At 44.6% G+C, this 24,439-nt stretch carries 20 protein-coding genes; 3 read left to right on the top strand and 17 right to left on the bottom strand.

The genetic code is table 11. The features are described from left to right. Positions 1 to 363 precede the first annotated feature (363 nt). The 4 genes from NC238_04250 to NC238_04235 all read right to left on the bottom strand — a co-directional run bounded on the left by NC238_04250 (position 364) and on the right by NC238_04235 (position 9,725). The gene (locus tag NC238_04250) at positions 364 to 1,584 is read right to left on the bottom strand and encodes an ATP-binding protein (protein MCM1565169.1); all 1,221 of its coding nucleotides are present in this window, start codon (positions 1,582 to 1,584) and stop codon (positions 364 to 366) included. Positions 1,585 to 1,734: 150 nt separating this feature from the next. Then, positions 1,735 to 2,682 (bottom strand): DUF3991 and toprim domain-containing protein, encoded by a 948-nt coding sequence (locus NC238_04245; GenBank protein MCM1565168.1) that lies wholly within the window; start codon positions 2,680 to 2,682, stop codon positions 1,735 to 1,737. Between the two features lie 12 nt (positions 2,683 to 2,694). Beyond that, positions 2,695 to 5,205: a DEAD/DEAH box helicase family protein gene (locus NC238_04240; protein MCM1565167.1), complete on the bottom strand. Its 2,511-nt coding sequence runs from the start codon at positions 5,203 to 5,205 to the stop codon at positions 2,695 to 2,697. 4,178 nt (positions 5,206 to 9,383) lie between these two features. After that, on the bottom strand, positions 9,384 to 9,725 hold the full coding sequence (locus NC238_04235) for a TnpV protein (GenBank protein MCM1565166.1): 342 nt from the start codon (positions 9,723 to 9,725) through the stop codon (positions 9,384 to 9,386). An 82-nt stretch (positions 9,726 to 9,807) separates the two neighbouring features. Here NC238_04235 and NC238_04230 point away from each other — a divergent pair, with 82 nt between their 5' ends. Then, positions 9,808 to 9,951: a hypothetical protein gene (locus tag NC238_04230; protein ID MCM1565165.1), complete on the top strand. Its 144-nt coding sequence runs from the start codon at positions 9,808 to 9,810 to the stop codon at positions 9,949 to 9,951. 823 nt (positions 9,952 to 10,774) lie between these two features. Here NC238_04230 and NC238_04225 read toward each other — a convergent pair. The 12 genes from NC238_04225 to NC238_04170 all read right to left on the bottom strand — a co-directional run bounded on the left by NC238_04225 (position 10,775) and on the right by NC238_04170 (position 19,531). Beyond that, positions 10,775 to 11,074 (bottom strand): hypothetical protein, encoded by a 300-nt coding sequence (locus tag NC238_04225; GenBank protein MCM1565164.1) that lies wholly within the window; start codon positions 11,072 to 11,074, stop codon positions 10,775 to 10,777. Between the two features lie 12 nt (positions 11,075 to 11,086). Beyond that, complete coding sequence (locus tag NC238_04220; protein MCM1565163.1) at positions 11,087 to 11,695, bottom strand: hypothetical protein; 609 nt, start codon at positions 11,693 to 11,695, stop codon at positions 11,087 to 11,089. A 96-nt stretch (positions 11,696 to 11,791) separates the two neighbouring features. Then, complete coding sequence (locus NC238_04215) at positions 11,792 to 11,941, bottom strand: hypothetical protein (GenBank protein ID MCM1565162.1); 150 nt, start codon at positions 11,939 to 11,941, stop codon at positions 11,792 to 11,794. A 175-nt stretch (positions 11,942 to 12,116) separates the two neighbouring features. Next, positions 12,117 to 12,296 carry a hypothetical protein gene (locus NC238_04210; protein ID MCM1565161.1) on the bottom strand — a complete coding sequence of 60 codons (180 nt, stop codon included), beginning with the start codon at positions 12,294 to 12,296 and terminating at the stop codon, positions 12,117 to 12,119. Between the two features lie 92 nt (positions 12,297 to 12,388). Beyond that, a complete protein-coding gene (locus tag NC238_04205) occupies positions 12,389 to 13,336 on the bottom strand; it encodes a ParB/RepB/Spo0J family partition protein (GenBank protein MCM1565160.1) in 948 nt (315 codons plus the stop codon). Next, positions 13,287 to 14,111 carry an AAA family ATPase gene (locus NC238_04200; GenBank protein ID MCM1565159.1) on the bottom strand — a complete coding sequence of 275 codons (825 nt, stop codon included), beginning with the start codon at positions 14,109 to 14,111 and terminating at the stop codon, positions 13,287 to 13,289. The genes NC238_04205 and NC238_04200 overlap by 50 nt, the downstream gene beginning before the upstream one ends. A 180-nt stretch (positions 14,112 to 14,291) precedes the next feature. Beyond that, positions 14,292 to 14,537: a hypothetical protein gene (locus NC238_04195; protein ID MCM1565158.1), complete on the bottom strand. Its 246-nt coding sequence runs from the start codon at positions 14,535 to 14,537 to the stop codon at positions 14,292 to 14,294. A 9-nt stretch (positions 14,538 to 14,546) separates the two neighbouring features. Beyond that, positions 14,547 to 15,383: a hypothetical protein gene (locus tag NC238_04190; GenBank protein MCM1565157.1), complete on the bottom strand. Its 837-nt coding sequence runs from the start codon at positions 15,381 to 15,383 to the stop codon at positions 14,547 to 14,549. A gap of 11 nt (positions 15,384 to 15,394) precedes the next feature. Further along, positions 15,395 to 16,225, bottom strand: coding sequence for a hypothetical protein (locus NC238_04185; GenBank protein ID MCM1565156.1), 831 nt, complete (start codon positions 16,223 to 16,225; stop codon positions 15,395 to 15,397). A gap of 192 nt (positions 16,226 to 16,417) precedes the next feature. Next, complete coding sequence (locus NC238_04180; protein ID MCM1565155.1) at positions 16,418 to 16,966, bottom strand: hypothetical protein; 549 nt, start codon at positions 16,964 to 16,966, stop codon at positions 16,418 to 16,420. Then, positions 16,959 to 17,537, bottom strand: a complete 579-nt coding sequence (locus NC238_04175) for a hypothetical protein (GenBank protein ID MCM1565154.1) — start codon at positions 17,535 to 17,537, stop codon at positions 16,959 to 16,961. Before NC238_04175 ends, NC238_04180 begins: the two co-directional genes overlap by 8 nt. Positions 17,538 to 18,124: 587 nt before the next feature. Beyond that, a complete protein-coding gene (locus NC238_04170) occupies positions 18,125 to 19,531 on the bottom strand; it encodes a GGDEF domain-containing protein (GenBank protein MCM1565153.1) in 1,407 nt (468 codons plus the stop codon). A gap of 286 nt (positions 19,532 to 19,817) precedes the next feature. On the opposite strand from NC238_04170, the gene NC238_04165 reads away from it, so the two are divergent. Continuing rightward, positions 19,818 to 21,086: an S-layer protein gene (locus NC238_04165; GenBank protein ID MCM1565152.1), complete on the top strand. Its 1,269-nt coding sequence runs from the start codon at positions 19,818 to 19,820 to the stop codon at positions 21,084 to 21,086. 180 nt (positions 21,087 to 21,266) lie between these two features. Continuing rightward, positions 21,267 to 22,874, top strand: coding sequence for an L-lactate permease (locus tag NC238_04160; GenBank protein MCM1565151.1), 1,608 nt, complete (start codon positions 21,267 to 21,269; stop codon positions 22,872 to 22,874). Positions 22,875 to 23,033: 159 nt separating this feature from the next. Here the strand turns inward: NC238_04160 and NC238_04155 are convergent, their stop codons facing one another. Next, positions 23,034 to 24,395, bottom strand: coding sequence for an MATE family efflux transporter (locus NC238_04155; protein MCM1565150.1), 1,362 nt, complete (start codon positions 24,393 to 24,395; stop codon positions 23,034 to 23,036). Positions 24,396 to 24,439 lie beyond the last annotated feature (44 nt).

The following is a 24,439-nucleotide window of genomic DNA, read 5'->3' as shown; positions in this document are numbered from 1 at the left end:
CATCATTCATGATTCAGTGCATGGGCACATGAAAGCGGGAGTAAGACGGAATAGGAATACCCATGAGCCCTGCATTTTTTTGGGGTTTTAGGGGGGCATCCCCCTAACAAGCGAATTTGGCTAGCCAAATTCAGTGCTTGCTGCAACACAAGACATCAGTCTTGTGTTGTAAAAAAGTCACGATTGGTCTCAATAGATACCTGCCGAAAAGAAAAGTCTGCCAGTCATCGTTCGCACTCGCAAAACCAAAATATTTATTGCAAATACTAATTATAAGAAGAAAATAAAAAACCTGGTTAACGTATTTGTCAATCAGGTATTTGTAAACGTAATTGTCTTATTTTTAAGGCTATGCTTGTGTACTTAATACACGTCCATCAACAGGAATTCCGCAAGATGCTTGTGCTTAATGCCCTCCACGTTATCATTCCAAAAATCATCCATTGTAACGACGTATTTCGGATAATGGTCTTTGATGGCCAGCAGCGGAGCAAACTCACGGTTAATGGTTTCCTGGGCGACAGCGGGTGTATAGGATACTTGAACGTAAACTTTTTCATTTTTTCTCTCGGCAATGAAGTCAACCTCTTTGGTATCGAGCTTTCCTACAAAAACACGGTAGCCCCTTCGCTCAAGCTCCAGCATAACGATGTTTTCCAGTATCCCGGCAATCAGCCTGTCTTTGTAGCCCATAACCGCATAGGCCAAGGACTGATCCCCGATATAATATTTTTCGTTGGTTTGTAGAATCTCTTTGCCCTTGATGTCATAACGGGGAATCTTTCTGATTATATAGGCGCTTTCGAGGGCGCTTAAATAGTTGTAGACGGTATTTAAGTCAATCTTGCGCTGCTGGCTCTTAAAATAGTCGGCTACATTTTTTGCGGAAAAGGTATTGCCGATGTTGTCAAACACAAACTTGACCACCCGCTCCAACAGTTCGATATTGCGGATGTTATGCCGCTGTACGGTGTCGCGGAGAATTGCCGAAGAATAGATGTCGTTCACAATGCGGTAAGCCGTGTCTTCTTCATAATCACCGATGTGGACGGCGGGAAACCCGCCAAGACGGATATAGTCCCTGACTTCCTCCCGCATATTGACCGGCTTCTCGCCTGTGCGCACCTCCTTAAACAGCAGATATTCCTTGAAAGAGAGTGTGTTGATTTTAATCTCGATATAACGGCCTGCGATGTAGGTCGCAAGTTCGGATGACAGCAGGCGCGAATTTGAGCCTGTGATATACAAGTCGGAGTTGGCGCCTGCCAGTAGAGAGTTGACCGCTTTCTCCCAGCGCTTGACTTCTTGGATCTCATCTAAAAGGATATAATATCGGCCTTCACCTGTCATGCGCGCTTTCACATAACTGTGCAGCTTCTCCGCCGTATTCAGGTCGGAGAAATCAAGGTTTTCAAAATTGATATACAGGATGTTTTCCGGTGCAACGCCGCTGCTCTGAAGCTCATCCCGCAGCATCATCAGAATGGAGGATTTCCCACAGCGCCGGATGCCTGTCAGCACCTTAACAAACGGTTTCCCGATGAACGGCCTGATTTGCTTCATGTATAAATCTCTTTGGATCATGATAACCACCGCCTTATTGGTATTATACCACAAAACAGAGCGAATATACATGAATAGATTAGGGTTATAACCCTATAAACTTATAAAAGTATTTTGTTTTTTGCATGCTATCATTGCTTTTTAGGTGATAACAGGCAAATAATAAAAAGATTATCGTTCCTGTCCCCGTTGTTTTTCCAATACATTTCTCAGATAATCGTTCATATCCTTCCCGTGCTTCGGCGGTTCGTCGGAAATAGCGTAAGCAGGGGGGAGGATGGTTTGAAGGGTTTTTGCCGCCAGCCGTCCCGCCGTATCGTTGTCCAGGTGTAACGCAATTTCCTTGATCTGCGGGAAGTCTTTTAAGTATTGGACGAGCGCGGCGGGTGAGGTGCTTTGTTCGATAATCTTTTTCGGCTTATAGATTCCCGCAAGGGACAGACAGTTTTCCTTCCTCCAGTCCCTGCCGGAAAACAGCTCCAGCGTGCCGTAGGAAAGGAGGTCAATGGCGCTTTCAAAAAGATGGAGTTTACGGCTTCCCTGCCGTGCCGGAATGGAAAAGGAAAAATGCTTGTCGCTTCCTTCGGCTTCCCCTAAAAACCGCTTGCCGGTTGTTCCACGAAACGTCGCATATTTGGGAACACCCTGGCGGTTAAAACCGACAAATACAGCATTATGATGTTCGTGGCCTTCGTATAGCCGTCCGGTCCGGATGCTGTATTCAATTAAAGTCCTGTGGATGCCGCGCCCGGAGAGATAAGCAATCACACAGTTGTTGTTTTTGTTTTTTTCCGGCAAAAGTAAGTTTCTCTGGTTGGTGGGTTCTTGTGCTTTTGACGGGACCGGCGGCATGATAGCCGCCCGTCCGTCTATCTGAATGACTGCTTCAGGGAGCGTCATACCTCGAACCTTGATGAGATAGTCCAATGCAGAGCGCCCGCCGATGCTGCGCGACCACCAGCACCATCTTCCGTTACTGATTTTCAGGCTGTCATGAGTGCGGGTGGTATAGACGTTGCCGGAAAAGTGCACCAGCTCATGCGGCTCGTAATATTGCAAATAAGTCAGCAGATCCATTTGCTTGGCCCGTTCAATCTGCTCTGGTGTTACATAAGGCATTTCTTTATCACCTCACCTTTCATAACCCACAGTTTTCTTTTCCGGAACATCTATATCCTCGTCAGGCTCGCAGTCGATCACCTCGTTTTCATGTTTATCCATGTTGAGCAAAATGTTCAGCTCTGCCAGTCGCGCAGACTTGGTTTGCAGCTCCTGTTCCTTTTCAAAGGGGATGTCAATCTGTTCTTTAGCCGTTTCCATCTGCTGGCGAAGAGTGCTTAATTGCTCCCGGCAATATTCCAGTTTTTTGGGCATTTCAGCAAGGGCATTGTTAAGTCGGGTAATATTCCCGTAAATGTCCGTACCCAGTGATACTGTATGGCTTAGAGTGCCCTGCAGGGTGATTTGATATTGCTTATGGAAGCTGTCAAAGGAAAACAGCATTGAAAAACCCATGTAGCTGCCCAGCTCCTGCGGTTCGGGAGAAGTCATCAGCTTACATTCTTCCAGAATTGCCGCGCCTGCGTTGGCTTTTTCAGTGTAGGCAACGTTTTTTACCATCATGCCTGCAAATTGGCTGTCTTCTGTGTTGCCTTCGGTGGGTTCCAATACGCTGTGCTGTTTATACAGGGCAAGATCTTTTTCATAGCCCGCAATGCGTTCCTCGGTGGTTTTGATCTGCTGCGGATAATGCTTGAGCAATCTGTCTTCCAAAGCATAACGCTGGCTTAAGTGGTTGGCTTTCAGTAATTTCAGCTTGGAAACCTGAATGTCTAAATCCATCTTCTCTTTTATAAACGGGTTACCCGTCGCCAGTGCCTTGACTTCGGCATAGGAAAGCGCCGTTTCATCAATATCCTCGGCGCTTCGCACGGGGGATTTGCTGGTCATAATCTGGGAAATAAACCGCTGTTTATTCTCCAAAACCTGATAGAGATAGGCGTCAAAAGTGTTTTCCGTCACATAGCGGAAGATATGCACTTCGTCGTTTTTGTTTCCCTGGCGGACAATCCTGCCGCTTCGCTGTTCCAGATCACGGGGACGCCAAGGGCAGTCCAGGTCATGGAGGGCAATGAGCTTATCCTGCACGTTGGTCCCGGCCCCCATTTTAAAGGTGGAGCCTAACAGGATCCGTACCTGTCCCTTGCGCACCTTGGCAAACAGTTCTTTTTTCTTCGTTTCCGTGTCGGCATTATGGATGAAAGTAAGCTCATCGGCGGGAACACCGCGGGAAACGAGCTTTTGCTTGACATCATCGTATACGTTGAAATTCCCATCGCCTTTGGGTGTGGACAGGTCGCAGAACACAAGCTGAGTGAGCTTCTTATCTCTGTTTTCCCGCCAAAAACGGAACACATTTTCCACGCAGGTGTTTACCTTGCTGTCCTCGTGATCGGGAAGCATGGGGCTCATCAGCCGCTGGTCAAGAGCCAGCTTGCGGCCATCGTTGGTTATTTTCAGCATGTTGTCCTCATTCGGCTCTACCATCCGGTTGCGGACCCGTTCGGCGCGCTCCGCAAGCTCGGCCACCATATCCTGCTGGAATTCGCTCGGCTTGACCGCAACATTATGGTAGTTGGCTTTTGGCACGGGAAGCTTAAGTATGTCCGCAGTCTTGATGTCAGCGATTTCCTTGAACATGTTCATGAGCTCCGGCAGGTTATAGAAGCGGGCGAACCTGGTTTTGGCCCGGTAGCCCGTCCCCTCCGGCGCAAGCTCGATGGCGGTCACGGTTTCCCCAAAGGTAGAGGCCCAGCAATCAAAATGCTGGAGCCCGTTTCTGCGCAGAGCCTCGTATTGCAGGTACCGCTGCATGGTATACATCTCGGTGATGGAGTTGGAAATGGGTGTTCCTGTGGCAAAGATGATGCCGCGTCCCTCCGTTAACTCATCCAGGTAACGGCACTTGGCAAACATGTCGGATGACTTCTGCGCCTCAGTCTGGGACAGGCCTGCCACGTTGCGCATTTTGGTGTATAAGAACAGGTTCTTGTAAAAATCGGCCTCGTCCACAAATAAGCGGTCAACGCCTAATTCTTCAAAAGTGACGACATCATCCTTACGGCTGGTGTCATTGAGTTTTTCCAGCTTCAGCTTTAAGGTTTTCTTTGTCTTTTCAAGCTGTTTGATGGCGTAACGTTCGCCCCGCTCCTCCTTAAGTTCCTGGATCCCGTTGGTAATCTCTGCAATTTGCTCCTGCAGCTGCCGCTTTTGGCGATCAGCAGAAATGGGAATTTTCTCAAACTGGCTGTGGCCGATAATTACCGCGTCGTAGTCGCCGGTGGCGATTCTGGCGCAGAATTTCTTACGGTTTTTGGTTTCAAAGTCCTTTTTCGTCGCTACAAGGATGTTGGCTGATGGGTAGAGCTGTAAAAATTCCCCGGCCCACTGCTCGGTCAGGTGGTTGGGAACGACGAACATGCTTTTGTTGCAAAGCCCCAAATGCTTGTTTTCCATGGCAGCCGCCGTCATCTCGTAGGTTTTGCCCGCACCCACGCAGTGGGCCAGCAGGGTGTTGCCGCCGTACAGGATGTGCGCCACCGCGTCCACCTGGTGCCTGCGCAGGGTTATTTCCGGATTCATGCCGGTAAACCGGATATGGCTGCCGTCGTATTCGCGGGGACGGATGGAGTTGAAACGGTCGTTATAGAGCCTTGTCAGCCGTTCCCGGCGCTGGGGGTCTTTCCATATCCAGTTTTGGAACGCTTCCTTGATGGCCTCCTGTTTTTGTTGGGCAATGGCGGTTTCTTTTTTGTTCAGTACACGCTTCTCAACGCCGTCCTCATAAACGGTGTCGAAAATGCGCACATCCCGGAGATTCAGGGTTTCCTCGATAATTTTGTAGGCATTGATGCGTTTGGTGCCGTAGGTCACATTGGCCTTAATGTTGTCACTGCGGTCGTCGCTTTTGCCCTTGACGTTCCAGTTGGCGGTATAGGAGGAATAGAAAACGTCGATGTACCGCCTATACATATTAGGGGTTTCCAAAAGCTCAAAAATGAAGTCCTTGACCTCCTCAGGAGGCAGCCAGGTTGCACCAAGCCGGACGTCAATTTCCGAGGCATCAAGGTCTTTCGGTTGTACTGCCTCCAGCGCCGTGACGTTAGGGGCAATCTGCTCTGCAAGGTCGGGCCGCATCTGGGCAAGTCCTCTGGCAAGGCGGAGCTTATTCCTCACATTGCCGGAAAGATATTCATCGGCTGTAACAAAGGGACAACGGGTTATATCAAAAAAGGCTTTCGGCACATCCGCCGGGTCTTGTTCTCCGAGGTTGCGGAAGATTACTCCTTGAAGGTCTTTTTCGATCTGTTCCTCTGAAAGCCCTGTCAGGTTTTGCATGAAACCTATGTCCACGCAAGCTTTTTCTGCGATAGAGATTGCCAATGCTTCGGTGGCGGTATCCACATGGGTGACAACAGTGCGCTGCTTGATGGTGCGTTTGGTGAACATATCCGCCTTGCGCTCCAATTCGCCATTTTCATCGAGAATCTCCAGAGAGCAGAGCAGGCAGTAGGAGCTGTCATCGGAGAAGGCCATGTTGTTGCCGCGGCTGTTCAAAAGTCCATACTTGACGATAAAGTCGTCATACAGGCGGTTCAGCGTGCGTTGCTGTTCCCGGATAATTTCGTCTGAGTAATCCTCGGTTTGGTATTCGATGAGTTCACGGACACAGTCCCGGATGGCGATCATGCCCTTGATTCGGTTGACCGCCGTGAAGGAAACTTCTACCTTGTTCATCCGGCTGTTTTCGCGGTAATAGATTTCGCCGTCCACCAGGCAAAAGCTGAAATTTCGCACATTAGGATCTGCCGGGATGGAAGTATCTGCTTGTTCGGTGACATCATCAAGTTCGTATTCCGTGATTTCCGCATGGATGTTTTCCAGCGCCTCGCGCAAAAGCTCAGCAAGGTCGACACCCTCATAAGGGATACAGGTGGTTTCGCTTTGGTTGCCGTACATCCGGTCGTCAAAGGCCATCGTGCCCAGCACCATGTCCGGGTTGGCTGCGAAATACTGATTGATTGGCACGCCATCCTCAGTCGTGGAAAGATGCACCCAATCCGGTTCAATGTCGATAACCCGGTCGCGCTTTTGCAGGAAAAAGATGTCGGTCGTAACCTCGGTTCCGGCGTTGGCAAGGAAAGCATTGTTGGGAAGCCTGACGGCTCCCAATAGTTCGGCCCGCTGGGCGATGTACTTGCGGACTTCGGGGTTCTGCTTATCCATCGTTCCTTTGGAAGAGATAAAGGCGATTATGCCTCCGGGCCGCACCTTGTCTAAAGTTTTGGCAAAAAAATAATCGTGGATGTAAAACTTGTACTTGTCATACTTTTTGTCCGCCACCCCATAGCTGCCGAAAGGCACGTTGCCTATAGCCAGGTCGAAAAAGCTGTCGGGCAGATTGGTTTCCTCAAAGCCCTGCACCGCGATACTGGCTTGCTGGTAAAGCTGTTTGGCCATACGCCCCGTGATGCTGTCTAGTTCGATGCCATACAGTTTGAAGTTTTTCATGCTCTCCGGTACAAGGCCGAAAAAGTTACCGATGCCGCAGGCGGGCTCCAAAATATTGCCTGTCTTAAAACCCATGTTTTCCAGACAGGCGTACATGGCCTTGATGATGGTGGGGGAGGTATAATGGGCATTTAAGGTGGAGGCCCGTGCGGACGTATATTCCTCCTCAGTGAGCAGCTCCTTCAATTCGGTGTATTCCTTCGCCCACTGACTGTTCTGCTCGTCAAACACCTGCGGGATACCGCCCCATCCGACATATTTTGAAAGGATCTCCTGTTCCTCCGGGGTGGCAAGGCGGTTTTGTTCCTCCAGTTTGTTCAATAGCCGGATAGCGGCGGCATTCCAGCCATATTTGGTTTTTTGGCCGCCAGCGCCCAGGTTGTCGTCGATGATTCGGAAATCGACGCGTAGTTGTTTTGGTGTTTCCTGCTGAAGGTCAATGATGACTTTCGATACTTGGCCATCCCGAGTTTTTTGCCACGCGGGTTCTTTCGCCTGCTCCAAAACGCCGCGGACAAACCCAATGGTCTCGCTGCGGAAAATGGGGAAGCCGGTGTTTTGTTGGAAGGTAATATCCCGCAGGCTGACCGTGCCGGTTTTCTCATTAATGCTGTCTATGGCATACTTGCGATCCTTAATAGCAAATTCCATGCCCACAGCCATTTCTTTTTCGGCCGGTTGCTTTTCCGTTTCTCCTGCTTGAACATCTGAAAGATCTTCATCCAACCCCATCTTGAGTTTTTCACCCTCACCGCCGCTGTCAATGGTGACAGTACCGCCTTCGTGGGTAATGGCCGGATCGCCGGTTGCCCGCACCCATTTCGGCGCGTCGGGGTCGTCAGCATGAAGGGTAACGCTGTCCCTTTTTTCCGTCAGATAATCTTCATAAGTTCGCTGGAATACATCCTCGGCAAGCCATTCCTTAAACTGGGGTAGGGTGGTATAGGCTTCATAAAAAGCAGGGTGTTCCTCCCGCATGGAAAGGACAATACGGTCGATGGCCTCGTCTAGCTCCCGTTCCGCACTGTCCGGGTCAGTATCCCTGTCACGGAGGTATAGGTAGATCTGGTCGGTTCGTATCTTATTGACGATTTGGGGCAGATACGCCTGATATAGCACACGGGGGGATGCTGATTCCGTTTTTTCTTCGGCTGGTTGCTCCGGTGACCTCTCGTGTGCAATAAGATGGTCGTTTAAGGGATTTTCCCGCAGCATCCGGTCAAAGTCATCCCGTGTCAGATTTTTGCTGAACAGCGGAAAGCTTATGTCCCGGAGAACGACCTTACCTCCGTCAAAGGAAAAAATCTCATATTTATCCGCGCCAAGATACACAGTGTCGCCAAGAGAGAAGGCGTAATGGGCATTTTCCCTTGATGGCGGCCCCGGTTTTTCGGAGGAGGCTGGTTCCCGGTTCAGGATTTCACGGGCGTAGGCTTGCTCGGCAAGCTGTTGCCGGCGTTCCTCCATCTGCTGCTCATAAACAGGTAGGTATTCCTTTTCCTTGCTGTTTAAGTAGCGGTCGGCGGCAATCAGTTCGCCAAGGCGTTTTTGCACCTTTGCCCAGGGTAGAACTATTTTTATGTCAGGTTCGGTGTGCTTTCCTCTGGTAAGGGTGATGCCCTTGGCGTCGTGCCATTCGTCGATATCGGAACCGATCAGAACAGGTGCGCGCCCGCCTATGCCGTATTCTCTTTTCAAGAAGTCAATTGTTTCTTTTGCAGAAACATTCTGCTGAAAGTGCAGATAAATCCGGTATTTGCCGTCCTGGATACCGCTTCCTTGCTGTAAAACCGTATCAATAACTTCCTGGGGAATAGAAAAAGCGGAGGATTTTTCTTCCTCCGCCTGTTCGATCAGAGTCATTTGCTGCTGCACCGAGGGCAATGCCGCTTGATCAAGGAATTCGTTCAGCAATATCATGCTGCCGAAGTGTCCGGCAATGACGCCCCAGTCATAATACCCTTGGGATGTTCTTGAGGCGTAACTGCCTTCCCAAAGATGAAGAACGTTTTGATAGGTCTTGTACCCGACACGCTGATCTTCACCGATAGCCAACTCTGTATAGTCGTTATTTAAGATGCTTTTAATGTATTGAGTACGCTCGCTATTGTCCTCGTGGACAGTATAAAAAGCCACAATTTCCTGCTTTGTCGCTTTCAAGTGAGGTGTGGAGCGAAGTATTTGATTAATAAGCGGCGTGGAATGGAAAAACGGAAGACTTTTATCCTCCGTTTCCCTGTCATACCATGCTAATTGTAAATCAGCTCCGCTAGGACTGTTTCCTCCGCCGAATGCCGTAGGCTGTTCATGTGTCCCGCCCAGACCAGCGGGTCGGTCACCTTGTCCGGCGCGGGACTTCTCTGCAAGAGCTTCGCCGTGATCTGTTCGATGTGCTCCTTCGCCGTCCGGTCGATCTCCGTCAGGTGGCTGTTCAGCTTGCCAGACAGCATCAGGCTGGCGTACATCCCTTTCCTGTGATTTTTCAGATATGTTTTGCGCAACATCCCATACTTGCCTATGGGCGTTGCTTCCTCCGGCAGCGTCAGGTCGGGTATCAGATAATCGCCGTGCAACGTGTAAGTCAGTTCCATATTCATCAATCCTTTCAGACTTTTGAGCTTGCTTTACGCTTTCATTGTGCGGAACATCCTGATTTTTTGCAAAGGTGCGGTTTTGTTTTTTCTCCGTGATTTGCAGTTCCTTGACCGTCGTCTCGATTTCCCGCAGGAGCATTTCAGAAATATCGCTGGCAGCGGTTCCCAGGCGGGAAACGGTATCCAGCGTATTGAAATTGGCAACGTCTTGAAAATCCTCTAAAGTCAGGTATTGATCGGCATTGCAGCCGCAGCGAACTAAGAGCATGTAGGCCACGGAGCTTTTTAAAGCGTTTTTGAAATAGATTTCGACATTGAGGTCGTCCAGCTCCTCCAAATAGCTGTTCTCCCGAAAGGAAAGCAAGTCGAGGAGATAATCCGTAAAATTGTCCTCCACTGCATTGTGGGCGGCTGAAAACAAGGCGGCGGGCAAGCTGCTTTTATCCTCCAGGCCGCCAAAGGCATTCTCCAGCGTCTCTGTTACGGTTTCGGCGTACCGGTCCTTCATTTCCCAGAGTATGACAGGGTGGTTGTAGCGACTGTTGGTATCCGAAACGTCGAATACATGGCGCAGGCTCAGCCTGCCTCCACGGTCGTCGAAGAGGGCAATACCCTTTGCCCCGCGGTTGACCCAACGGCCCAATTTCTCGTTCCATACTTCAATTGGAGCACAGGCTGTCGCGCCGGGTCGCTGCGCATAAATCAAAAGCTGGTCCTGAAAAGGATATTTATAGTTCCAGGCAGCCGTTTTCAGAAAGGAGGTCCAGTTGACATAGTTTCTTGTGATGCTGCGGGCTATTGTCTGCGATAACTCTGTAATTAACTGCAATTTCGTTACCAACGTTTATCCCTCCTTCCTTAAATGAGTATTGGTTGTGGATAGCTTTCCTGTTTGCTCCGAATAACAAGGCCCTTTATCGTTTCGGACTTCGTTTTTCCTTTTTGAGAGCGGGCTGTATTTGTTTACCCTTACCTTTATCATGAGCCGTTCTTTTGCCTTTTTAAAGCAGTAAGCATAGAAGTTATAGTCGCTTGCTATAACCCTCCTAACGCTCCGGTACAGACTTTTTCTTCCCATTCTGCCTCACCGGGTTCTCGCCAGCGTTTTGCTCCTGCCGGAGGCTTTTCAAATGATGGACTTCATCCAGCGCGCGATTGCACAGATCTTCAAGGGCAGTCAGGCGGTCATTGCTGTAATGGCCCCAATAATAATCCCTTTCACCCTTTTTGACCTTCCAGGTTACAAATTTGGCGGGGGCACTGTCGCTCTGCCCGATGACAAATTCAGCATTTGCTACGGTCAGCCGGTCGGTAATGGTATATCCGGCATTAATCTCTTTTTCCATAACTCAACCCCCCTAACGCTCTTGTTCCTGATTTTTATGCCTTGCCTGCCGCTCGGCCTGTATCTGTTTCAGGCGTTTCTTTGCCCAATCGGGCATATATTCCGGTTTAAGCAAACCTAAAATATCCTCCCGGTTCCAGCGCGATTCCTTGCCGGAGTAAAGGTTAACGGTGTAGACCGCGCGGCCTCTGGAATTGCCATAAGCGCCAAAACCGCCAGTGACCAGCACAAGCTGCTTATCGGCGGTACGGTATTCGGGGTGCAGGCATTCCGCGCGGATGATTACCACCTTGTTTTCAATGTTCTCTTTGTAATCGCTTGGGATGCAATGCTTCAAAGTAAAAGGCTGTAAAGGAACAGTAATCTTGTTCCGTTCCGCATTAACCGCTTCAAGCTGTTTTCTTACGCGTTCGGTAAACTCCGTCATCATTTCCAGATAGTTCGCGCTTCCCATGGCATCACTATATTGGTCAACGCCTAAAGGGTTATCCCAGGAACAGTTGCACACAATATACGGGCAGGAGGTTATTTTCTCATCTACCAGAAAGAGGATTTCTTTATCGCCGACATGGATGGCGTGTTTTACCTCATAGGTATCAACCATGCGTTTAGAATCATCCATTTTGCTATCACTCTCCAATCAAATGGATGGCGGAATAGGGATGAATCGCCGTCCCGTTCATAAAAAAAGCTCTCTGCGTTTAAATAGAGAGCACCATTACAGGCCGAAAAAGAAGGGCGGTTGGTTTTTTCGCTCCTTCTCAGTAGCCTGAACTTTGTTATCCTTCTGTATCTCCTTATTGTCCGTATGAACCTGGCGAATAAGGGTACGAAAGACTTTCGGCTTCTTTTCTGCTGTCTGTTTCATAAAAAGGTTCCTTTCTGGGATCAATTTAGTGGTTTACCAGACGAAGAGTATTTCTTTTTCGGCTGGTAAATTTTGAGGGGAGGGGTGTGGGGAGGGGGAAACGGCAAGCCCCCAATTCGATGACTGCAAACAAATGGACATACCACCCCCTTGGCATACAATTTCTATAAGGTTGTTACTCTTCAAACAAAACGCACTTTTTCTTGCTGCATTTACTGTGATGCTTGACAAAGTAAAGACAGTGCTTGCAATCCCGTTCTTCTACCGTTTTAGTAATAATACTTTTGCGGTCAAATTCCGGTTTTTCCTGCATGATGCGTTCGTATTTGCGCAACTGTCCTTCTGTAAAGTACATGGAGGCACCTCCTTTTAAAAAAGGACAATAAAAAATGCTCCTGCTGGTTTGAGAGCAAAATGATTATTTTTATGCAGCTGTAGTAACCTGTTTCATCGCTCCTGCTGCTCCCTCTGGCGCTTCTTGTACCAGCTTTCCAGAAGCTGGACAACTAACTCCTCCTTTTGTTTTTCGGTAAAGTTTTTAGGAAAATAGCGGTCGATACGGTCACGCTGAATATGAAATCTTTCTTTTTGATTGGGCTTTTCTTCCGTGAGAATGGAATAAATGACATCTGCGTTCAGCCTGCCTTCCTGGCTGAACTTCTTTATCCGTTGTGCTTGTGATAGGGAAGGGGTGCAGTCCTCCGACTGTATGGTATTGTAAAGGTCCTGCTGTTCATTTTCGGACAGGTAGGAGATTTCCACCGCTGGATTAAAAGCAATCTCTTTTTCGTCCACCATTTCAAGAATAGAGGGGAGCAGGAAGGTAAGGCGAATGTAACGGTGAATTTGAGGGCCGCTTTCTCCAGTTTGTTTTGCTAATAAATCCCGTGATTGTTGTCCTTTATAATCCAGTTCAACTTGAACTGAATTTTCTTTGCTTGGTCGGCCTGCTTGACGTTTCATGGCTTCCAACTTCATTTTATAGGCAAAGGCTTTTTCGCTCGGCAAAATGCTTTCCCGTTGTAGGTTGCTGTCAACCATGATAATTGTAGCAGCATCGTCGTCCAATTCACGGACAATACAGGGCATTGTTTCCTTGCCCGCAAGCTCGCTTGCTTTTTTGCGGCGGTGTCCGGCCACCATTTCATAGCCGCCGTCTACTTTGGGGCGTACAAGGCCGGGGACTAAAACGCCGTACTGTGTTACACTGTCTGCCATTTCCAGAATAGCTTCATCCGCTTTTACTTTAAAAGGATGATTTGAAAAATCACTGATTTCCGACAGGGGAATATCCAGAACCTTTTCTCGCTGACTATCTGCGCGGTTTTCCTCCGTGGTAAATAATTCATCTACTGAGGTCAGCTTGATGCTGTTTCGCACGTCGTTTTTCGCCAATGTCCTGCACCTCCTTTGTAAAGGATTGATAGGCTCTGGCAGCTATTCCGTGCGGATCGAACGCATAGATGCTTTTTCCCTGCGCGCTTGTTTCAGCCGCCCGGATGGACAGGGGAATTTCCGTTTGAAAAACTCGCAGCTTGTCGCCGTAGTCCCGCCGCAGGACAAAGGAAATATCCTTTGCGAAATTGGTGCGGTTATCCACCATTGTTAGCAACACACCGTCAATGGTAAGTCTGGGATTGATTTGCCTTCTCACCCTGGCAATGGTCTGTAAAAGCTGTGTCATTCCTTTAACGGGCAAATAGTGGGCCTGGACGGGAATGATTACGCTGTCTGCGGCTGCAAGGGCGTTGATGGTCATCATGCCAAGAGAGGGCATGCAATCTATTAGCACATAATCATACCTGTCTTTGACCGTGTTGATATATGTGCGGAGTATCGTTTCCCGGCTCATGGTGTTGACCAGCGACACCTCAATAGCAGACAGTTCAATGTTTCCCGGCATCAGGTCTACGCCTTCCGCATGGTGAAGGATACTCTCATCAGGTTCATGCGGTTCCTCCGTCATGATTTTGGTCAGGACGCTGGCCAATGAAAAAGGAAGATTGTCCGGTTCTTGATAGCCTAAAGAATCCGTCAGATTACCCTGCGCGTCCGAGTCTATAAGTAATACCTTTTTTCCTTGCCTAGCAAGTCCGATGCCCAGATTGACTGCTGTCGTCGTTTTTCCGGTACCGCCTTTTTGATTGGCCAAGGCAATTACTTTTGACATTAAAATCCTCCTTTCATGCAAAAAGCCGTCTGCTCTATCTGATCGATAAAGCAAACGGCTTCTTCCTTGCTTATATATGAAAAGAGAACACAGGCCAAAAGCCTATGTCCTCTTATTCATTCAACTATTGATTTAAAATATTCGTTAATTGAGTGGTGAGGTAAGTACGATAATATATGCTTAGGCTAACAGGGCACTAGCAATTAGATTAGCACCCATAGTCCAAATAGAATTACAAAATGACCAACCAGCTAATATCGCTTTTTGCTTCATTTTAGTTCTCATAGTTTTTACCCCCATTCTTTTAGTGCTTTCAGTTCTTGCTTGACCTACATTCTCACGAATAAACCCTAAAACAATAAAGACTATGAGACCAAGGCTAATTGCAAATGCTTTTGTTCCTGTTTGCCCTGCAAGCCTAAGCATATAATATTCTTACTTACCACGATTCATTCTTTTATCTAATTTATATCTATTTTTGATTTTTTCTCTTAGTCCAGCCTCTAACACCTTCTCATTAATCGGTTGCTGTTCAATCATCTTATTTACTTGATAGATGATTTCTTCATTTAATAGCTTTTTGACGGTTTGCGAAGTGTACCGATCCAAGATATATTCACTTAGCTTTCTACCCAATATAATAACATTTGCCGGTCGATAAACTGTAGCAATAATAATACCAGCATAATGTGAGAACACAATATATTTACTTTGATCGCCACTATGAAACGAATAGCCAAATAATGATGGCTCAAGAAATTCAGCGACTTCATTAATAAATCCTAAATCTCTAATAGTAAATATATAATTTTTTATACATTGAGGGGATGTTGGAGAGTTCCCTATTCTTAATTCTTCTAAATAGCATAGTAATTTCTTTTCAAATTCTTCAAATACTTTTCTTGCATATTCTCCATCAAAAGAGTTTAGGATAAAGAGGTCGTCATATAAAATTCTCCATGCTACACTGAAAATATAAATATCAATTTTATCATATAATTTCGGTAACTTGCGATTCCCCTCAAGAAATTTATCCAAATAATTGTTTGCAAAATGAGTTTCATATTTACTAAAAAATAACTCGCAATTTGAGCATAGGAGCGGTTTTTTTTCACCATCTTGATATATCGAATTTATATCATAAAAATTACGGAACCGAGAATTTTGAAACGCCTTAATACGCTTATATGCTAATTTAGGTATGATATGGCTTTCTCTTAATTCAACATTTTCTTCTTTACATAATGCGCACATACCAATATTATCCTTCATGCTTAACCTCATCAGATATTTATTGGTTTAATATTTAAAAAATCACTTGGTGGAATAATAACTTCTGGTTTCATATAAGCAAAAATTTCTGGATTGGAATCATAATGGTACATGTCCCATATTCCGTAAAGAGCCTTATTTATTAGCCACTTTACGAGTGCCTCTTTCCTCAAATAGTCATCTTCATACTCATATTTTTCACCATAAAAGCTAAACCACGCAAAACTATCTAAACTAGCTTTAAATGTAATCAAATAAGGTTTCACTGATTTTTTCCATGTATCCTCGATTAAGCTTGATTTAAAAAGCTCTTTTAGATTATGCAAAAATTCAGGTCTCTCGTGAACTCTACCACCATAATCAGTTTCATTTTCCATACTAAAAAATCCACTTATTTGATAATCATAGTATATTTTATGCGCTACTCTACAAATTCGATGTTTTTGCGAATCACTAGGAAGGTTTATATCATCTGATTTATAAGGTATATCAATTTTCGTTCCATTACAAAACATCCATTTATTTGATATATCAAAATGAATATTAAAACGATCTAGGTATTTTTTAAGCGTTGTTTCCATAGTAAGAGATTGTTGCAGATTTAATAGACCGAATTTTTCTAAAGAGCCACATTTATCATCGTTAGTAGTTACATGCTGTACGATCAATTGCATATTTTCAATATGTATTTTTTGCAAATCTATATTATAGGTCTCTAAAAAATTATCTACATCATAATCTTTTGTGTTATTAAAGATATAATCATCAATTTTTTCGGATGCTATTTTTAAAAACGAACTTAAAAACTCCTTTGCCTTTTCATGTGTTGTTATGTTAAACATAATTAATATTACTCCATATGTTCTTTATAATGAGATTTACTACCCAATTAAGATTTAAAACAATCATTTTAATATGATTATATTACTTATATGAATTTATTTCCATTAATCCAGTGAAATGATATATAAAAAAAGAGACACCAAAAGGCCGTCTGTTTAATATGGGAAAAAGCAAACGGCCTTTTTGAGTCATTATTGTTGTTGTTCTTGATTGAACAGATAGCTGATAACGCTTTTTTTTTGTAGAAGGTTAGCGTTATGGTGCCTGATACATTTTACCTTTCCAGATTTACACCATGAAACTATTGTACTTATTAAATGTCCCGTAACTTGCTGTATTTGTAAACTGGTCATCATATCTGGATAATCTGCAAATTGCTGTTCAAGATATTTCTGATAATCTTTGACCTCTTTTAAGCCTTTTAGCTTATAAGCATATTTATAAGTATCAGGCCGTGGTTTGGCCTTATACTGCCTAATTTCGCTTGGTAAAAAAGGATTGTTATAATGATTCGGCAGATAGTATTTTTCAGGATTTTTGTCTCTATCTTCTAAAAATAAAATAATATCTTTCAACGCAATTTTATATCTGCGTGTCTTTTTGCCAGAATCAATGCAAGGGATAAAGCCATTTTCTAGATAATGACGCGCTGTATTTTTGCTAATATGGCATATCTTATAGAATTGATCTTTCGTTATAAATTCGGGATACCTATCTATTAGAAAGCTATAGTCAGACACTCACAGCACCTCGCTTTGACCTGAAAGTGTCAAAGAGTTGCTCATATTGTCTGGCTTGCTCTTTATGCACGTCTGATTTCCTTGTTATGTTCCTATAATACGGGCCGGTTAAAAAATCAAGGAAAGTATCTTTTGTTATAACGGACCCCTTACCTCTACGAAATGATTGTATTCGCTTGTTTTTGAAGCTTAGAGGCTTCAATTCATTGCGCAGTATCCAATTGTTTACTGCTGTTTTTGAATATCCGGTAAAACGCATTACATCTGAAACCAAAAGCAGTTTAGAGAATTTACGCAATTGCTTTTGGTAATAACGGCGCAAACCTTCAATAAACACATTTTCTGATTCAGCGAAGCACAGCGTTTTGTATTGGTATCGCAGGATGTCGGTAATCTTTATCCGTTGTCTTCTTCCTTCTGATGTGTTTATATATTCAAATGGAATCATGCCTTTTTTCTGAATGGAGTAAGCAGTGGATGTGCAAATACCCAAGATAGCGCACATTTCTTTTTGCGTGACATATTCGGGATAACGATCAATTACTGAAGAACAATATTCGTTAAAATTCATTTGCTTCACTCACTTTCTCAAATTTGTCAACGGCAAGCGAGTGAAAGCAAATCTTTGTGTTAACAATGATAAATTTTTCTAGTTCTATCCGAGTTCTATCCAAAAACAGGTTTTGATTCAATTTTTCGTTGGTTTTTTGCCATGCTCAGCTTTCCTTGTAAACACGGGAAAAATTCTCGGTGACCCTGATTCCATAAGGTTTTTGGCGATTTTTATCTACAGGTATTTACTGCTAACTTCCACTATTTTCGACTTTTATAGTTGCACTCGAAATGCGGTTGTCCGCGAGGGCACGTGGGTTCGAATCCCACCTTCTCCGCCACTGAAGATAAAGCTTCATCGTAAGATGAAGCTTATATTAATAAGAAGGTGGGATTCGAACGGGCGGATGAAGAAAAGCCGACCCATGGGAGGGTTTTCCCACCCCGGCGTGAAAGCGAGCCGAAGGCGAGCGGAGCGAATCCCACCTTCTCCGCCACTGAAGATAAAGCTTCATCGCAAGATGAAGCTTATTTTAATAAAGAAGAAGGTGGGATTTGAACGGGCGGCCGCTCCTGCTGTCATCCATGGCCTGGCGGCAAAGTAAATTAGTTATTAAATAGTTTATCCCCATACTCAGCATATAACGAGTTGAACCAAAGCTTGTATTGCTCTCGCTTTTCTTGTTTATTTTTATACATTTCATTATCGGCATTCCTATAAATGTGGTCTAAGCTGCCATTATAAGCATCCCCTAATGCAGCACCAATGGAAAAACTCACAGGCAAATAAGAGTTTTCTTTGTTATGTTTTTCGAGTTCAAATTCGATTCTCTGACAGACCTCTTTTAATGAGCCAGATGAGCAATTTGGTAAAACAATTGCAAATTCATCACCACCTACCCGGGCAGCAACGTCGTTTTCTCGGACAGAACGACGAAGTATTGAAGCAGTGGAAGTAATAAGCAAATCTCCGGCATGATGTCCCAAAGTATCGTTTACCACTTTAAGCCCGTCAACATCACATTCTATAATCGCTACTGGATTAGACCTGCCTGAACACAGTCTTAACAATTCTTCATTAAAGAATGCTCTGTTGTATAATCCTGTAAGATCATCGTGAAAACTGATAAATTTTAACCTGTCCTCAATTTGTTTTCTATATGTTAAATCCGTAAATATGATCACTGTACCTTTATATTTTTCACTTACGTCCAGCATGCGGTGAAAGTTTATAACCAGATTCCTGGTTCCTAATTCGAGCATCATCAAATTCTTTTCAATGGATACTTCAATATCATTTCCGTTGATAAAAGCAGTAAATTCTTCTGCAAGCCAAGGTAATACATGTACTAAATATATTTCATGTCTTTCATTGGAATAATAAGATGTCCCATCAATTCCTGCAGACTTGAGGAACTCTTTAGCTGCATTGTTCATATTGTCAATCATATTATTACTATCCAAAATGATCGAAGGAGTTGGAATACTTTCAAATATTGTTAAATATTTATTTTTTTCATTCGTCATCATACGATTCGTATTTTGAAGACTTAACGTAAGTACTTCCTTCTTCTCGTTAATCCACTCACTGCAAAAAGCTAATTCTACGCGATCAAAAAACCGATTAATAAACAATAAAAAGTAATCACAATCTATATTTTTTTTCCTATAGGTTTCTATTATCAGATCGAGATATGATTGACGATAATATTTCATCAATCCTAAAAACATCTCCAGGGTAACTCCACGTTTACGATGAAGCTGTGCCTCAAGTATCCCAAAAGAACCAATTGGATCATTTGCATAATCTTCATCCACATTTAATTCAGGTATAAATTCACAGGACTTGAGAACTGAGATTAAAGCTTCGGATAACCCGTTAATTGATGTACGCCAAGCTTCTTCCAGAGTAGAGGTATATTTTGTATAATTATGCATTTTTGCATATTCTAAGGTACGTCTAATTAAAAATGTTTGATTTGATTGAATCAACTCAACCGGTTCTTTCATCATATTCCCTCCTCTCCTTTGGAAAAATTAATTAAGTTTATTTAGAATCAATGATTCGACATTAAATGACATACTCCTCTCCATCGTATCAAACTATACATGTGGGATTGTGCAAATCCATATTTCCTAATTTGATGGGACTTAATTCCTAAATATTAAGGAAGAAAAAGGAATTAAATTAATACTGTAGAATTATAGATTTTACATAGTTGATCTTATTTCTTTACGTTATTTTTAGTTGAGAGTAAGTTACTCGTATGCAAACGGTGGTATGAAAGGAGAAAAGACCATGAAACCTCGTTTATCCAGAAATATTGCAATCGCGATATGTGCAGTCATTTTTTGTTTAGGCATAGTCACCTATGGTTATGCGCAAAATGCTTCCTGGCCCGGATTAAAAATAGGCGAAGATAAAACTCCTTATGTTGCTGTGGCAGTGAACGGGGAGATTTCCGGCGATAAACTTATCTTACATTGGGATCAGGTTGATCATCCTAAATTTTCCGGCTATAAAGTGGTGATTTCAAAGAGCAACCCGAATCCGAAGTATCCTGACGACGGGTATTTATACTACATTACCGACAGGACCACGACCAGTGCGGTGATCAATAACAGTGAAGCTTATAAAAACGGAGACTTTGGCGAGAAACTTGTCCCTGGTGAAAAATACTATTTTAGCATTACGGTGCTTTATTCGGATAAGACCGTTCCGGGTGACAGTCTGCAACTGACATATCCGGTCGGTACGGCTGTCTCTTCACCGGAACCTGCCAAGGAAGCTATCGCAACGCCAACCGAAACAACGCAACCCACCAAGGAAACACCGGCTACAGAAACAAAACCTGCTGTCAAACCGGCTGTATCTCCCTCTTCAAAGGCGCCTCAGGTAACCGTTTCTACGGACGACAACCGGCTCATTGTCAAATGGAATCCGATTTACAGTGAAAGCTTCCAGGGCTATAAGGTCGTTATTTCCAAAAATAATTCCAGGCCGGCCTATCCCAGTAGCGGTTATTTGACCTACATTACCAATCAAAGCACCAGCCGATGGGTAATCGACAACAGCACAGCGTATCACGGCGGAGACTTTGGCAGTTATCTGACTCCCGGACAGGCGTATTACGTTAGTGTGACGGCTTTATACAGCGATGGCAAGGTTGCCGGAAATGCCGTCCGTGTCACGTATCCGGCCGATGGATACGATCCACTAGCTGAGAAGGAAAGTGTCCAACAGAGCCTGGATCCGATTGCCATATCGGCAACAGCCAGCGGCAGTAATTTGATTTTAAGCTGGCCAGCTTCGGAAGCAGCGAATTTTGAAGGCTACAAAGTGGTCATTTCAAAGAGTAATCCTAACCCAAAATATCCAAATGACGGTTATCTGGAGTGGATTACCGACCGGAACAGGACTTCAGTGACAATCAACGCTGACACTTATTATCAGGGTGATATCCAGGGTAATTTAGTTTCCGGTGAGTACTACTATTTCAGTATCAGTATCATTTACGATGGATGGATCATTGTTCCGGGTCCCGCGCAATATGTCAGGATCCCTTAGCTGAGAAAATCTTCAGTTTTGGCTCGTTTTTCATGTGAAAAGCGGGCCTTTCTGTTGGTCTGAAACATAAAACGCAAAAAGTAAAAAGCAAAAAAAGTTCTTTTTTTTTTGAACATAATCATATATTATAAGTAGGTAGTAATAAAAAAATATACTTGTAGAATGGAAGGATGGGAGAGAATGTTGTCACTACTGCTTGCACTGCTGCCAATAGTAGTCATTGTTGTTATGCTTATTGTGTTTAAAAAGCCAGCCCATACCAGTGGAATTGTGGGTTGGCTTGCTGTTTCTCTTGTGGCGTTTTTGTTTTTCCAGACGTCGGGAGAAGTCATTGTCCGCTCAACCCTGGCCGGTCTGATTAAATCTTTTTCAGTTTCACTGATCGTAGCCACGTCACTACTTCAAATGGCCTATATGGAAAAGACGGGGGCTTTAAAACGAATTATTATATTTATTAAGACCTTAGCCAGTGAAAACAGAGCCGTTCAGATCATGATGATCAACATTGGATTTGGAACGCTGATGGTTGCCGTCGGGGCAACTCCCGTATCTCTTCTGCCGCCTATCTTGATTGCGATGGGGTACTCTACGTATGTGGCCATAGCTTTGCCTGCGATCGGATATGACGCCCTGTGTACGTATGCCTTACTCGGTGCCCCGATCGTGGTATTTGTGGATATTGCGAACAGCTTTTTGGGAAAAGGCAATGAAATTACCCTTTCTCAGGCCGGAAGTATCTTCTTTATGTTTTTGCCGTTTGTATCCACCTTGATTGGCTTTTCGATGCTTTGGATTGTCGGAAAGTGGAAAGCCGTCAAAGAAGGGATTGTCCCGGTATTGGTTACGGGCATTACCATTTCGATTGTCGCTTATTTTACCAATCATTATGACAATCTGGTTGTCCTCACAGGAGTCTTAAGTGGTTTTGCAGTCATTCTTGTAATGATCCTGTATCTTAAGCTGACGGGTAAAAAAATTATTGATCGAAGCCGGCTGACGCCGGAAGAACTTGCCTATGAAAAAGAATATCCTTTGTGGAAAGCCATTATGCCCTGGCTGCTTTTGATCGTTCTGATTCTGGCGCTGAACCTGCCGAAGGAATCATTCGATTATTTATACCGGACACTGACGCTCAGCATTCCGGGCTTATCTGCAGACGGCAAGCCGATAGCAACCAGAGCTTTATGGAATGCCTACACCTGGATTCTGGTCAGCATCTTGATTTCGATTCCGATTATGCGCCCGAAAGCCGCCCAAATTAGAGATTCAATAAAAGTTTGGTGGCGAAGGGCACCAAAACCTGTTTTCTCAGCAGCGATCTTCTTTGCGATCGGTGAAGTCATGAATATGTCTGGATTTAATATGGCTTCCAATCTCAATGCCGCAATGCCGAAAACACTGTGCCCAAGTATGGTGAAAGTACTCGCAGACTATTCCGCGCAGGCTTTTCATGGAGCCTACGGAGCTATTGTAAGCTTTATTGGGTTATTCGGAGGATTCATTACCGGAAGTGAAGCTTCGACGATTGCGATGTTTGCGAAATATACCATGTCAACAGCAACGAATCTTAACTGGGGACTTAAGGGTATTATCATCGTTACAGCCGGGTTAGCCTTTGGTGGAGGACTAGCCAGCGTAATTTCCCCGGCAAAACTCCAAAATGCGGCCGCATCTATTGATAAACTTGGTGAAGAAAACAAAGTGATACGCGTTGCCTTTATTTTTGCGCTCATCATGTCAGCAGTGACTGCTGCTGTGGTGGTCGCCTTGCTTAAGTTCCTGGTGTAATCGGGAGATCATATCGTAAATAAGAGTCTATGCTAAAATATGATCCTTCAGTGTCCCGATCTCTGAGAAAGAACGGGTCATCTAAAATACGAACAAGGACTTCACAGTTGTGAAGCCCTTGTTCGTATTTTAGATATATCAGTTTTATATCAGCCTGAATTATCCTACGCTGACAGCGGGCTGATTTTTGCTAAGCCGTTTTATTTCCAGCGTTATCAACATTGCTGTGATCAGAACGGATAAGATATCCGCAATCGGTGCAGCTCGCCAGACACCCTCAATTCCCCAAAAATGAGGCAAGACCAAAAGAAGCGGTATATAGAGCAGTACCTGCCGGGAAAGGCTCAGAACAGATGATTGAAGCGGTTTGCCGACTGCCTGAAAGTAACTTGAGCAAATAATTTGAAAACCAATCAGCGGGAACATGGTAAAAAATATCAGTATCACGTGAGTTGCCAGTACTGTAAGCGCCGTATCGTTGTCACTGAACAAGCCAATAATTTGTTCGGGCCAGAGATGTATGACCAGATAACCGACAACAGCAATACAGGTGCTCGCGATAATGGCCTTCTTCAACGCTGCCTTAACTCTTTCAAACTGCCCGGCTCCATAGTTAAAGCCTATGATAGGCTGAGCACCCTGGCTGACACCGATAATCGGCATAAAGAACAATGTTGAAATACTCATAATGACGCCGACGGCAGACAGCGCCAGGTCGCCGCCATAAAGCATGACACTCTTATTCAGAAGCATATTCTGCAAACTGTTGGCAAGTTGCATCGCAAACGGAGCAAAGCCAATGGACAATATGACTAGATAGATCGAAAAATCCGGTTTTAAATTTTTTTGGCGAAGCTTAAGTGTGCTGTGGCCGAGAAGAAAATAGCCCAATACCCAAAGCGACGTAATGAATTGGCCTGAGACCGTTGCAAGTGCGGAGCCCGCTATACCTAATCCCAAATGGAAAATAAAAATGTAATTCAACACCCCGTTAATCACAGCGCCAAGAATTTGCGTCAGCATCGCAATTCTGGGGTTTCCTTCAGCTCTGATAAAATTGTTCATGCCAAAACCGATTGCGCCAAAAACGGATCCCGCAACAATAATATTGGTAAAAGCAAGTGCATTGGGCAATACTTCCTGATTAGCACCAAAAAAGACCAAAAGCTGTTCAGAAAATGAGAAATAGAAGGCCATAAAAAGGAGCGGAAGCATAATCAAGAGAGTAAGTGCATTACCTACAATTTTCTCGGCTTCTTCTTTTTTCTGTTCTCCGAGCCGAATGGAGATTAATGCTGTTGCACCAATACCAACGAGCATCCCAAGTGCCATAAACAGAAGCATAATTGGGAAGGCCACTGTCGTTGCAGCAATCGCAAGTGTACCGACGCCACGGCCCACAAAAATCCGGTCAACAATATTATATAAGGCATTCACCAACATACCGACAATCGCCGGCCAGGAAAATTGCCATAATAGCTTCCCGATGCTTTTATTACCGAATTCAAAACTTTTATCCATGTACAGTCCCCTTCTACAGTTTCTTCATAAACTGGGCTACATTT

The organism is Dehalobacter sp. (assembly GCA_023667845.1).
Taxonomy (GTDB): Bacteria; Bacillota; Desulfitobacteriia; order Desulfitobacteriales; family Syntrophobotulaceae; genus Dehalobacter.
The sequence above is the reverse complement of the archived record's forward strand: the minus strand, read 5'-3'. Positions and strand labels throughout refer to the sequence as shown.